This is a genomic window from Microcoleus sp. S36a_B3 (genome assembly GCF_036700745.1).
Lineage (GTDB): Bacteria > Cyanobacteriota > Cyanobacteriia > Cyanobacteriales > Microcoleaceae > Microcoleus.
On the sequence record NZ_JAUBPN010000020.1, the window covers coordinates 1 to 13,924 of the forward strand.

8 protein-coding genes are annotated in these 13,924 nt (G+C 50.4%); 3 read left to right on the forward strand and 5 right to left on the reverse strand.

Annotated features, from left to right (window positions below):
- On the forward strand, nucleotides 1–254 hold a 254-nt coding region (locus QUA01_RS19815), incomplete at its 5' end, for a hypothetical protein (RefSeq protein ID WP_333156948.1).
- Nucleotides 255–674: 420 nt separating this feature from the next.
- On the forward strand, nucleotides 675–968 hold the full coding sequence (locus QUA01_RS19820; RefSeq protein ID WP_333090219.1) for a hypothetical protein: 294 nt from the start codon (nucleotides 675–677) through the stop codon (nucleotides 966–968).
- Between the two features lie 14 nt (nucleotides 969–982).
- Here the strand turns inward: QUA01_RS19820 and QUA01_RS19825 are convergent, their stop codons facing one another.
- The 3 genes from QUA01_RS19825 to QUA01_RS19835 all read right to left on the reverse strand — a co-directional run bounded on the left by QUA01_RS19825 (nucleotide 983) and on the right by QUA01_RS19835 (nucleotide 9,867).
- Entirely contained in the window at nucleotides 983–3,964 is a 2,982-nt protein-coding gene (locus tag QUA01_RS19825; protein ID WP_333090218.1) for an Ig-like domain-containing protein, read from the reverse strand.
- Between the two features lie 34 nt (nucleotides 3,965–3,998).
- Entirely contained in the window at nucleotides 3,999–7,283 is a 3,285-nt protein-coding gene (locus QUA01_RS19830; protein WP_333090216.1) for an Ig-like domain-containing protein, read from the reverse strand.
- A 346-nt stretch (nucleotides 7,284–7,629) separates the two neighbouring features.
- Nucleotides 7,630–9,867, reverse strand: a complete 2,238-nt coding sequence (locus QUA01_RS19835; protein ID WP_333090214.1) for a recombinase family protein — start codon at nucleotides 9,865–9,867, stop codon at nucleotides 7,630–7,632.
- Nucleotides 9,868–9,920: 53 nt separating this feature from the next.
- On the opposite strand from QUA01_RS19835, the gene QUA01_RS19840 reads away from it, so the two are divergent.
- A complete protein-coding gene (locus QUA01_RS19840; RefSeq protein WP_333090212.1) occupies nucleotides 9,921–11,285 on the forward strand; it encodes a proton extrusion protein PcxA in 1,365 nt (454 codons plus the stop codon).
- Between the two features lie 288 nt (nucleotides 11,286–11,573).
- On the opposite strand, the gene rodA is transcribed toward QUA01_RS19840, so the two are convergent.
- Nucleotides 11,574–12,833: a rod shape-determining protein RodA gene (gene rodA / locus QUA01_RS19845; protein WP_333090211.1), complete on the reverse strand. Its 1,260-nt coding sequence runs from the start codon at nucleotides 12,831–12,833 to the stop codon at nucleotides 11,574–11,576.
- Nucleotides 12,834–13,291: 458 nt separating this feature from the next.
- A complete protein-coding gene (locus QUA01_RS19850) occupies nucleotides 13,292–13,645 on the reverse strand; it encodes a VOC family protein (RefSeq protein ID WP_194011581.1) in 354 nt (117 codons plus the stop codon).
- Nucleotides 13,646–13,924 lie beyond the last annotated feature (279 nt).

The following is a 13,924-nucleotide window of genomic DNA, read 5'->3' on the forward strand; positions in this document are numbered from 1 at the left end:
TTCGTGTGTTTTTTGAGCTTAACCTAAAAATTGCCTTTTTTTTGATTTTTGATTCAGATTCCAATAACTTTTGTAGCGAGGCGAGCCTCGCGTCCCTCTTCCAAAACTGTCCGAAGTATTGTAAGGAAGGAGGACATTATAAATTACTTTGTTCACCTAAAGCAGAAGAACAGGTGGATTTTGATAATCGTCTCTCACAACTAATTAATAAAGCTACATCTCATGGGCAGAAAGCTAAAGGAGAACTACTTTAATTAGAGAATCTGAATAACTTCTAGGCTCGAACAGAAGAACGATTTAAGCCATTGTTAACTTGTCCAACCTGTTATAAGAAAAGCGATCGCTTTGAGCCTCTAGATAGCCAGTGCTTCCGTTGTGATTGTAAGAGTGGCAATGATGATTGCGGAACCGAGTGGGGAATGCGAATTTGTGGCAAGTGTAGCGAGCGTTACCCATACATCAAACTCTCTGATTCAGGTATTCTTAACTCATGGTACGATCGACAAGTAGGATCTGTCGATCGCATTTTCGGTAGAAACGTATTAGCAATCCCTTGTCGGAGTGATAAAGATACTAGAAGCTTTATCTGTCCTGCCTGTGGGGCTTGTAGTTGAAACCCACCTTCGGCACCCGCGAGCGTGTCACACCACGAATTTTGGGATGAGTGAGTATTTTTGACTGGCGATCGCCACAATGATTTCCTTGTACGTTGTCTAAAAAGTAACTTGATTTGTTCTCAAAATTCCGAAAAAACCGTGACAGTAGAGGATACCGAAGCTGGGTTACATCTGCGTTTATCTGCGGTTTCAAACCTCTTGTTTTTCTCAAAGTTCGGTGTGATGCTTTGCCCTTTGTTGGGATTTTTCCTGAAGATGATGAGATTTACGTTTTTACAGCAGATGAATGCAAATAAACGCCGATTAACTGCCAACAAAATCGGCGTTTATCTGCGTTTATCTGCTGTTTAAAACCTCTTACCTTTCTAGATAAAAGTGAAGTCAAATCCCGAAAGAGAAGCAACTCCAGTTACACCATTTAACTTCGCCAAAATCTGAGAATCGTTGCCGGTGACGTTATTACCATTGCCGTCATAAATGATGTAAGTATTGCCGCCGGAATCGTAGGCAAACAAGAAAGCGGTTCCTCCCAAAATATTTGCAGAAACAGTTGTCTGCACGTTCAGCAGAACTTGACTGCCATTGCTCAGATTCGGGAATCCGGGGGCAAAATTAAACTGATCCTCGATCGGCACGCCGAGACCGCTAAAATCGGTAATCACATCGTATCCGCCCGTGGCGATCGCAGCATCGATCGCCGCCGAAGAAGCCGCATCAAACACCGGCCCACCCTCAGCAGGGCTAGTATACCGGAATTGATTGCTGCCGCCACCTCCGCTCATGGTATCTGCCCCCTGGCCTCCGATCAACACGTCATTATCCAAACCGCCATTAATCGTATCGTTGCCGCCTTGGCCGTCAACAGTATCGCTGCCAAGCAAACCGTTCAAATTGTCCGGCAATGAGCCTCCAATCAATTTGTTGGGGCCCGTATCAGCCGGCAAGATGCCAACGGTGACAGTACCTACGCCCGGAAGTGTCCCGAATCCGTCGCTGACGCTGTAGGTGAAAGTAGTGGTACCCGCTACGTTACCGGGGATGAACTGCACCCGATCGCCCAGATTGACAGCTATGCCCTGTGTTGGCGTACCGACATTGATAATGCTCAGCGGCCCTTTTTGCGGGCTCGAATCGTTGGCGAGCACATCGATGAAAGTGGGCAGCAAATTATTCGTACTCGTAAATACGATGCCGTCATCGCCAACAATCGGCGACAGAGTAGTTGGAACAGTTACCGAGGTATCGAAAGAATTGATATTAATTGCGACAGAGGCTGCAGCCGTGCCGCCTTGGTCGTCAGCTACGCTGTAGCTGAAAGAGCCCGCTTGCCCGATCGCATCAGCTTTAGGTTGGAACTGCAAGCCCAGCAATTCCTGAACCGTCAATTTTTGGTTGATAGCCAGCGGACTCGTACCGATAACTACTTGACCGAAAGTCGGATTGGGAAGTCCAGCTACGTTGACCGCCAGCGCTTGGCCCTCCGGGTCACTGGGCGCAGAAATGCTCAGAGACAAAGGCAAATTTTGCAAACCAGTCAGCGTCTTACCAGTTTCCACGATCGGCGGCTCATTAGGAGTCGGAGATGTGAAACTAGGCGGCACCGGCCCCCCGCCGAAAGGTGGAGGAGTTGGAGTAGCAGCAGTCGGAGTCGGGACGATGGAAGGACTCGGACTCGGAATTGTCCCGCCCGCAGTCGGAGTCGGAGTCGGACTCGGAACCTGTGTCGGCAATGTCCCCGGCGAAGGAGTTGGACTTGGAGTTGTCCCCGGTGATGGTGATGGAGTCGGACTCGGACTTGTCCCTGGTGTCGGAGTCGGTTCGGGAGTCGGAGTCGGTGCCGGAGTTGGAGTCGGAGTCGGAGTCGGTGCCGGAGTTGGAGTCGGTGCCGGAGTCGGAGTCGGAGTCGGAGTTGGTGCCGGAGTTGGAGTCGGAGTCGGAGAAGGCTTTGTCCCCGCCGGAGTCGGTGCCGGAGTTGGAGAAGGCGTTGTCCCCGAAGGAGTTGGAGAAGGCGTTGTCCCCGAAGGAGTTGGAGAAGGACTTGTCCCCGTCGGAGTTGGAGAAGGACTTGTCCCCGAAGGAGTTGGAGAAGGACTTGTCCCCACAATTGTGAAGGGATTGTCCTCTACGCGGGGTATTTGAGCCGTAGTGAACCGAGATTCATCTAGCGAGTTCGATCGCACATCCACCAACACCGCCAAAAATTCCCCAGTTTGCCTGTCCCGAATAATCGTGTTGCTAGAATTCGAGCCTTGACCCTGGAAGATTTCTAACTGTGTAAAGTTGAGACCTCCAGCCAGACCGATCGAATCTTCCGGCTTAAAATCTCTAATTAAATCAGCATCCCCGATGTCGCGGCCGCCTGTCGTGAGAAACCCGTTGCCACTAGGCGAAGTGCCCACCCTAGCGAGAACAAAAATATCCGATCCATCGCCTCCAGTCAGAGTATCAGACCCGCGATCGCCAGAAAGAATATCATCCCCACCACCTCCAGATAGAGAATCATTGTCATCCCCCCCGAAGATCAAGTCATCACCCTCACCGCCATCACCAGTATCATTACCCACACCACCGCTGATGACATCGCCCCCGTCGCCGCCCAACAAAATATCGTTACCCCTAGCGCCGATCAGACAGTCATTACCAGTGTCGCCAAAAATAGTGTCACTGCCCTTGTCGCCAAAAATCAGGTCATCCTCGGCACCGCCGCGCAGACAATCATTGCCTTTACCGCCGTACAGCGTGTCGTTACCTTCAGCACCCAAAACAATATCATTGCCCTGGTCGCCAAAAGCTACATCATTACCAACGTCGCCAGAAACCAAGTCATCGTCTTTGCCGCCCCGCGCCGTGTCATTGCCGCTGCCGCCTTCAACAATATCTTGACCGGCACCACCGTTGAGAGAATCGTCACCATCATCGCCCCTGACGATATCAGCCCCGTCCCGACTCAGAATCGTGTCGTCACCGATACCCCCGGAAATCGTGTCATTGAACAAACTGCCGACTAAATAGTTATTCCCCTCATTTCCCACAACTAAGCCATCGACCAAAACTGGTTCTGGGGGAGGCGTGGGTGCAGTCGGAACTGGCCGCGGCACCGGCGTGACCGAAATCCCCGGGCCCGTCCCCATCATCGTCGGAGTTGTCCCCGTCATCGAAGGAGTTGTCCCCATCATCGTCGGAGTTGTCCCCGTCATCGTCGGAGTTGTCCCCGTCATCGTCGGAGTTGTCCCCATCATCGTCGGAGTTGTCCCCGTCATCGAAGGAGTTGTCCCCGGTGACGGCGAGGGCGACGGCGTAGGTTCCGTCATCGTTTCGACAATAATTGCTGGTACTGCACTCGGCATTGTTTCGACTCCTTGCGACGCTACTCAAAAACTACTAAATAAACTTAAAGTCAGAGGCAGTAATAACTGTGCTCAGAGCTCCCGGCACTGTAGGAATAGTATTCAACACTGCCAAATCGAAAGCTGGGAGACTGTCATCTGCCACATTTGGGTCAAACCCGAGAACGTACTTGTCAAAAGTATTGTTCAAGTACACGAAGAAAGCTCCTGTTTTGCTCGAACCGTTTTGATTTTTCAACACTGCGTTGACAGCTTGAGCGTTGTCAAATTTAGATTCAAACAAAATGACTTCTTGATTGCTGATATTGTCGCCGCCGCTGCCGATATTCCTGACGATAAAACTGGTGAAATCGTTAGTAGTTCCAGAGTTGGTTAGACCGGCAAAATTTGACGACCTGAACAAGAATCGGTCGGTGCCTGTGCCGCCAACATTGAAGTCAGCAATAATATCCACACCTTCACTCGGAACTTCGTAGTAGAAGAAATCATCGCCAGCGCCGCCTGTGAGCAAGTCAGAACCGTTCCCGCCGCCCAAAATGTCATTGCCGGCACCGCCTTCTAGGGTGTCGTTGTCATCGCCGCCCAACACCAAATCGTTGCCGAATGCGCCACTGAGACAGTCGCTGCCGGCACCGCCGTCTACAGTGTCGTCGCCCGCTTCGCCGAACAGGGAGTCGCTGCCGCCCTCTCCCAAAATGTAGTCGTTGCCGATACCTCCGAGTGCGGTGTCGCTGCCTTCTCCGCCCAAAATCGTGTCTTCGCTGTCGCCGCCGGAGATGAAATCGTTATTGATACCGCCGTCGAGCAAGTCTCTGCCGAGGCTGCCGTCGAGGATATCGTCGCCTGCACCGCCGTCAATGGTGTCGTCACCTAAACCACCCAATAAGGTGTCCATGCCGGTGCCTCCAAGTATCGAGTCCTCGCCGGCTTCTCCCAATATTGAGTCATTGCCTGTTCCGCCATCAATGGTGTCGCCGTTGTCGCCGCCCAAGATGATGTCGTTATCATTGCCGCCGAACATCAGGTCGTTGCCCTGTCCGCCGATGAGGGAGTCGATGCCGTCTTCGCCGTCGATGGTGTCGTTGCCGAGTCCGCCGTCGAGGATGTCGTTGCCGATCGAACCTAGCAGTGAGTCGTTACCTCCTTCACCGAATTGGAGGTCGTCGCCGCCCCTGCCGTCGATGATGTCGTTGCCGTCGCCTCCAGAGAGGGTATCGTTGCCCGCCCCGCCGATGATGTAGTCGCTGAGGTTGCTGCCTGTAAAGGTACTTGCTGGGAGTGCGGTGCGATCGACAATATTATCTACCACCGTAATGCTGAAGGATGCAGGCCCGATCGTTGCAGACCCGTCGGAAGCTGTAAACGTGAAACTGTCGCTACTGCCAGCCGCCAGCAAGTTGTATTTGACAATGTTGTTGTTGATATCGTCTTGGCTGAATTTGCCACCGACGTTGAGAAACGTGGTGCCCCTTTGGACAAAACCTCTAGTAGCATCCGGGGCTTTGGTAATCGTGTAAACGATTTCCGACGGCGGGTTGTCGGGATCTGTTACCAACAAATCCGCAGCGGTGATTGTCTGGGTAGGAGCAGCTTTGGCAACCACCACACCGCCGTTAACTACTAACTGCGGCGGGTTGCTGACGTTGATGGTTACTACCGCCTGACTGGTGCCGCCCCTGCCATCTGAGATCGAGTAACTGAAGCTGTCACTACCCGAAAAGCCTGGATTCGGCGTGTACTTGAATACGCCCCCACCAGAGGGAGTCAGGGTTCCTTTGGTTGTTGGAGTAAAAGTGCTGACACTCAGGGGGTTCTTGTCAGGATCGGTGTCGTTGAATAGAACGTTAAGACTGAGTTCTTGACCCGAAACCGTGGTGAAGTTGTCGTTAACTGCTCTGGGAGCCTGATTCGGGAAGGGTGTAGGATTTGGTGTCGGACTCGGTGTCGGACTTGCTGTCGGCGTCGGTGTCGGACTTGCTGTCGGTGTCGGAAACATCGGTGTCGGACTTGCTGTCGGCGTCGGGAACATCGGTGTCGGACTCGGTGTCGGTGTCGGACTTGATGTCGGTGTTGGTGTCGGACTGTCTGTCGGAGTCGGTGTCGGACTTGCTGTCGGAGTCGGTGTCGGAGAAGGACTGGGGGTGGGTAGGGGTAGTGGGGTGGCGCTACCGGGAACTGTGGGGGCAATTACAAAGGAGTTGCGTCCTAGGGTTCTGCTGTCAACTCCGGGCAATACTGCTAAAAAGTCGCCGCTGACTCCGTTGCGAATAATTGTGCTGCCGGCTTTGCTGTCGGTGCTTTGGAAGATTACCAAATCTTCAAACTTGAGGTCGCCGCTGAGTCCGATCGAATCTTCGCCTTGGCGAAAGTCTGTGAAAATGTCCGCATCGGCGATATCCGGGCCGCCTGTGGTCACAAATGCCGGGTTAGTGCCGTTGCTGCTGCCGCTGGGGGAACTGAAGCCACCAATGACAAAGACATCTCTGCCTTCGCCTCCGGCCACGATGTCTTTGCCTGCTTCGCCCCACAGCACGTCGTTGCCAGCGCCGCCGTCGATGATGTCGTCTCCAGCACCTCCAAACACGATGTCGTCACCGTCGCCAGCAAAAATTGTGTCCGCGCCGGCATCTCCGTAGAGCCAGTCGCCTCCTTCGTTGCCAAATAGCAAGTCTTCGCCGTCGCCGCCGAAGAGCGAGTCGTTACCTTGGTCGCCCCACACGATGTCGTCGCCTTTGTCGCCCAAAAAGCTATCGTCGCCAGAGCCCCCGCGCAAGCTGTCGCCGCCTTTGCCGCCGTAAGCGGTGTCTTTGCCTTCGCCTCCGATTACTGTGTCGTTGCCGTCATTGCCGTACAGCAGGTCGGGGTTATTTCCCCCATCAAGGGAGTCGTTGCCTTTACCTCCGTAGATGGTATCGAGTCCTGAACCGCCGTCGAGTACGTCGTTGCCGGGCCCGCCGAACAGCACGTCGTCATCCTCGTTGCCAAATACTAAATCGTCGCCGTCCAAGCCTAGGACGGTATCGTTGCCTTGCAGCCCGGAAATCACGTCTGGGCCGGGACTGCCTCCTAGGGAGTCGTTGGCTTCTGTGCCCCGGATCACGCCTCCGATCGTTGAGGGTGCGGTACCGCCTCCGCCCAAGGTGTCGTCTATGCCACCAAATGTGTCGTCGCCGGAGGGAGGGGGAGTCGGTGCGGGTGTCGGTGTCGGTGCGGGTGTCGGTGTCGGTGCGGGTGTCGGAGTTGGCTCTGGAGTTGGCGTTGGTGCTGGCTCTGGAGTTGGAGTTGGCTCAATTATGATACGCGGTACTGCACTGGGCATTATTTTGGCTCCTTTAAACGACGGTTCCGATTAACTTTAAGAACTGATCAATCTCAGTTTGTTGCCTCAAATCTGGCTTATTATTGATTAATAATCTCGCTCATTTCTAGCATAATAAATCAAAATTGCCAGGGCTATTGATTTTTTTGAACTCTGGCATTTTTTGCGCTAGAAATAGTAATGTTTGCAAGTTTTGATGTGGGTTTTGGGTACACTCTAATATCGCCGGATTTTGCTCGACCCTAAAAGTCTGAATTTAAGTCAGCCTCGATGAGCTATCCAAGGGTGGAAAAAATGAAAATCTTTGCATTCATAATTTTCTTGATGCCTGCCAAATCTCTTAGTTTTAGCCGGACTGCTGACAAGAAACAGAACTCTGAATGAGGGGCAGAAGTGGCCCAGTTTGCTCTTGTCCGTTGACGGCTAGTTCGCTGTGACAAAGGTAAAGTACAGAACAGCGACTTAACAAATCTAGCAGAATTCGCCGCAGCCGCTGTTGGTCGGCGGTGGTTTCGTCTTCGGTTTCCCAGGGACGCCCCAGTTGCGATCGCACAAATAAGGGTGCACCAAACAATGTCGCCGCACCGCCACTCAGCCACAGGGACGAGCCGGCATCCAGCCAAAAGTGCCATTTGTGGGCGCGGCGGCTGCTGCGGTACTGGAAGATGTTGGCCAGGGTGACGGCTTGGGTTTGGGTTCCTTGGGCGCGGACGGGATAGGGGTTGGCGGTGACGGTTCCTTGGCGCAATAACTGGATGAACCGGGCGATGGTTTCTGATTCGCTGCTGTTTGTTGGTTCTTGGCGCTGCATTCGTCCGTGTATTTCCCAGTAGTGGGCGGCGGTTTCCATTAACTCTCGCAGGGCTGATAGCCGATCGTAGGCTAGGTATCTGTCGTTGATCAGAAATTTCTGGATGGCTCGATCGAGCAGGGCTATGGGACTCGGCAACAGCCGCTCTTGTTGTTGCGATCGCTGTTGTTCGATCCACTCGACAATTTGCTCGTAGGCGGCACAGGCTCGGTGTCCCACTCTGTCCCACCGGGGAAAGGCTGTAATTGGTAGCAATTGAGGTCGATCGACATCGGGACAAAAACAGCTATCGGCGATTAAACCTGCTCTCACTTGGTCGATCGATTTTTGATTCGGAATTCTTCGACTTCGCTCAGAAAAAGTTTGAGATTTTAGATGGAAATTGGGCTGGGAATCTTCTGTTTCCGCTACTTCCCGATGTTTCTGGCTGCCTAAAATTACTAGCATTTCGGCTACTGCGTCTCGATCGACTAAACGGCCTAGTCTCGGATAAACTAAGGCTAACAAAGTCAGCAAAGCTCGAATTTCTGGGGTAGTCGAGAGGGGACGCTGATCGTTGAGAGATTCGGCGGCGATGCCGTGTCTGGCTAGAATTTCCGTTAAACTGTAACGGGCGATCGCATCCATCCCCGGAGCAATTACGGCGATTTCTTGCGGCTCTACGGCTGCTGATTTCACTGCATCCACGATGATTTCGGCGGTTTCTCGCAGCAGTTGGGCCCGAGAAATTGTTTCGAGCGATCGAACCGATCCGGGCAAACTCAAGCCTAAAGGATAAAAACCCTCAGAATTTACTGCTAAACTTACCGCCAATTCGCCAATTTCTGGGGATAAACCCGCTTTTGCGTCCAATTTTTCGACGATGCGACACCTGCTTTCGAGTTGGGCGAGGTCTTCGGTGTCCGCCCCCAAACCCAAACGCACTCCTCCATCTGGATTGTAGGAGAAGGCTCCCGCCACGCCTCGATCGAGCATTCGATCGAACAAATGGCGGCTGATGGCTGGATAATCGTCAACATCATCTGCGATCGTAGCTTGGTATCTAGAGGTCAACTGCTGCTGGTAAGTAACATTTGGCAACAAGTAACGCCAGTAGAGTTCGCAAACAATCCCGTAAGTCAGCAGCCCCCGCGTCAAGCACCATTCCCACCACCTTTCGAGCAATTCTCCCATGCTAGCCCACAGGCTGTGCGAGTCGCCAAAGCCGACAAATCCCTGTTCCAAAATGCTCTTAATTTCTTCTCTGGGGGTGCCGCTGACAGCAGCAAGTTGTAATAAGTCTAGAGTTCGACGCACCATTCGGTTTGGACTGACTCCTGTTTGTTGCAAAATGCCTTCGTCTAATTCGCGACGCCAGAGTCGGGCGGCAAGTTCCAATTCTGTTTCCGGTTGCAGCCTCAGCGGAAATTGAGCCTTCAACTGCAGTGACTCAACTAGCAGCGGCCAAAATAGCAATACTTCTTGCTCAAAAAAACCGAAGGGTGTTGTGGAGTGAAAGGCATATTTTCCTTGGGTGGCTACGGCGATGCGATCGGCTAGTTCCAGCCGATTGTCGCCGTTAGCTGCTAATACTAAAATTGCTGGGGCTGTTTGTCCCGCCCGCCACCGCCCGGAATGCCCCCGGCTTGAAACTGTTGCGGGCAAAGACTTAACGGTTTCGCTCCAAATACAGAACTGCTCGACTAAACGAGCGGTTTTGCCGGTTTTGGCGGCTCCGACAATCCAAATTGAATTTTCTGCCGACGTTCCCAATTTTTGTAAATCTGTTACCATACCATGAATAATTTAGTCACTAATGTCTGCTGCGAACGAACCAGCTTTTAGTTATGAATACTTCTGCGTGGAATAGGTTTGTCAAATATCTCTACAGCGCTAACCAGTGGTATAGAGATACACCTGAAAGAGCTCTAGAACAAGCTTATGATGCTGCTTTAGCAATTAAGGCGATCGAAGATGAGCATTTTGGGGGCCAACGGATTTCGGAGCGATCGGGCGATTACGGACAAAGCACCCTGTCTTACTTTAAATCCGAACTGCAAAAATACCTCAAGGTGATCCACACCAGGATGGTTGAGTTTAATGCTAGCCGTTATTTTTTGGAATTGCCCGATCGGGTGGGGGCCAAACCGCAGGCGGCAGATAATAGCACAGAGCGCCGTCAGCACCGATTAGGTTTGGACGATCGAGATGGAGCGTCCCTTGTCTTTGAGAAGCTCGCATTTATTGATGGGGTCATCGACAAATATATTAATCAGGGTAAATCAACTGCGATCGTTCCGGTTTTCAGCTCGGAAAACCTACAATTAAAATCTACAAATAGCACATCTCAACCTAACGGAAACCCAGGTTCAGCTAATTCACTTCAAACTCAGGCGGACGAAGTTAATACTAACTCTGAAGAGGTTAATTTATTACCCAGATCGCTTCTGGGAACCTTGAATCGAATCACTAAAGAACTTAACCCAGAAGCAGAAAAAGACGTAGTTAAGAATTTTCGCAATTCCCAAGTAAAAACAGTCATTTCTCTCAGATTTATTTTGCTGCTGATTTTAGTTCCGCTGTTGGCGAATCAAATTTCTAAAAACTTTATAGTAGGGCCGATAGTTGACCATTTTAGAGTCCCGGAAGAATCTCGCATATTCATAAATTATGAGCTGGAAGAAGAAGCATTTGAAAAACTAGAGCAATTTGAGAGGCAGCTCAAATTTGAAAAGTTAATTGGCATTGCTCCGTCGCTTTCGGAAGAGGAAACGGAGAAGAAGATTACCGCAAAAGCAGTTGAGCTAGCGGAGGAATACCGTGGTGAAAGCGGTGGAGCCATTAAAAATATTTTTGCCGATTTAATTTCTTGCTTTGTTTTTGTCTGGATTCTCCTTGTTAACAAGAGAGAGATTGAGATTTTAAAATCTTTCATGGACGATGTGATTTACGGACTTAGCGACAGTGCTAAGGCTTTCATAATTATTTTGTTTACGGATGTGTTTGTCGGATTTCACTCGCCGCACGGTTGGGAAATAATTCTCGAAGGTTTATCGAGGCATTTGGGACTACCAGAAAATAGGCAGTTTATATTTCTGTTCATCGCGACGTTTCCAGTTATCTTGGATACAGTATTTAAGTATTGGATATTCCGCTATTTAAACCGGAGTTCGCCTTCTGCGGTTGCAACTTACAAGAATATGAACGAGTAATCGGCTCATATCTATTCCTGCAAAATAACCCTACTAGGGTTATTTTACAGGACATGAGATGGCTTGAATCTTGATAAAATTTTGAGGAGTTCAATCCTCACTACAGACATATTAGGGTTATTTTACAGGACATAAGATGGCTCGAATTTCCCATTAAAGTGCTGGACGCAAAAGTGATTTTACACGCTACTTATAGGGTAAGGTGCGCATTGCGCACCCTACATATAAAGGTTATGCGTAAGTCGTGAATTACCAATTACCAATTACCCATTACCCATTACCAATTACCTAATTCCAACGCTTCTTGCGCTGTCGCTGGTTGGCTACCGACTCCACCAGTCCCAGTGCGAGAAAGTTACTCAGCAGCGACGCATTCCCGTAACTCAGGAAAGGTAGCGGAATTCCTGTCACCGGGGCTAAGCCGATGTTCATCCCAATATTTACGAATACCTGAAAAATTAACATTGACAGTACGCCGATCGCCAGCAATGAACCAAAATTGTCGTTAGCAGTATGAGCAATAATCACCAACCGGAAACAAATTATCCAGAACGTCACCAGAACGCAAATACAGCCAATAAAGCCCAATTCTTCGCCGATCGCTGAAAAGATAAAGTCCGTATGCTGTTCGGGAATAAAGTTAAGCTGAGTTTGGGTTCCGTGAAACAAACCCCTGCCTTTGAGCTCCCCAGCCCCGATCGCAATCCGAGATTGAATCAAGTGATATCCGCTGCCTAAAGGGTCTTTCTCGGGGTTTAAAAAGCCTGTCAGGCGCATTTTTTGATAATCCTGAAGCACACCCCAAAAAATATGTCCGACGTGTCCCGAAACCACGTTCACCACCACAGCAGCAAAAGTCCCCAACCAAGGCCAAGGTAGGCTTCGCCAAGCGATAATCCCCGCAACGACTACCCAAGCAACCCAAATCGGTGTAGACAAGTTGTTTAGGAGAACCGAGATTAGAGGAGAAAACAGCAATATTAGCCAGCCGGGATTGACATTACCCCAGTAAAACATCCCCATTGTGATCGCGCCAAACACCAGAGAAGTACCTAAATTTGGTTCAGCAAAGATCAATCCCCAGGGTAGGGCCATAATCGCCAGCATCTTCAACATATCCCTGACTGTGGGGACAGTTTTGTCGTGTAGGAGAGCTGCTAAAGTGATAATCATCCCTACTTTGGCAAATTCTGACGGTTGCAGGTAAAAGCCGCCGATATTGATCCACCGCTGGGCACCGAGCCCTGTAGTACCGATAAATCTAACTGCGATTAGTGACAAATTAATGGCTATGTAAATCGGCCATTTCCACTGAATAAGTATCTCGTAGCGGCAGCGGGAAATGACTATAGCTATGGACAAACCGACTGCGCCAGTTACCCAGTGGCGCCACCAGTCGATCGATGCCTGGTTCATTTCGACGCTGCGGATCATGATTCCGCCCAAGATGGTGAGGCCTATGCAGGCGATAAACAGCCAAGGATCTGATTCTTCCCAGGGTTTGAAGATGGATTTCCAGCGGTTTCTGCTTTGTATTCTCTGCAACATGAGGATTTTAGATTTTAGATTTTAGATTTTAGATTATCGAACCGATGTTCGGAAGTTGTGGATATATTTCCGATTCTGAGCTTACACCCTACTGCGCGAGCATTGGTGTCAGTACGTCACTTTATTCGGCGACTCCTACATAGGTTCCGGGCCTTCAGCTACGGGCCTTTGCTGATTCGCACCAATCCCGTGGCCTGTGCATTCCGCACCAATCTAGGGCTTAATTAATTCGCGTTCCGATTTTTTCATTAGTTAAAGCCCAAAAAATTGCTTGGGGGATCTTGGTTTTACAATCAAAACGCCCAAACGCCGATCGACAGGCGATTTCCACTGGCCCACAAAGTCAACACTAAGCGCAGCGCACGCGCTACAAACCCTGCACAGCAACCAATCTTCACGGTGGGTCGGGGGCGCGCCTTACCTGGATTTAATAGCCGATCGCCACCCAAGCCCTAAAATCATCCTTTGGCGGGTTCGTAAAGATACTCAAAACCGTTACCGTCGAGGTCTCTACCATAAAAAGAGGCTGTACCGTCACGGTGTTCGTGAATCTGAGTGACGGAAACACCTTCGGATTTAAGCTGTTGGTAGGCGGATTCCATTTCGGTGCGATCGTCAAACACAAAACCAAAATGCGGCCCTGCTTGGTCGTAACTCGGACTCAACAGCGCCAAGCCGTCCTCTCCCGCTTTCAAATAAGCCCAGTCTGCATCTTTCCACACTAACTCCATCCCCAAATTTCGGTAGAATTCAGCAGATTTTTCGATGTCTTGCACGCAGACGGCTACGTGTCCCAATCGTTTTAGTTTCATGTCTATAATTTTTATGGTTGTGTTTGAGTTTATTGTATCTTTTTTTTGATTTGTTTCTCGGTTAATTAGGTATTTTTTGTAAATATTTGGTGCGAGCTAACTGTACCTTTTCTACTTTTTTGCTGGCATTCATTGGGCTGAACAGTTTAATAGTGCGATCGGATTTTTCTTGGGTTCTATCGGTGTTACCAAGTTATTGTTCTGTCAGAGCTAGTTGATAGCAAGCTTCGGCTTGGTTTAATTTGTTGGAGCGATCGAGTATTTCTAGGGCTGCATGGT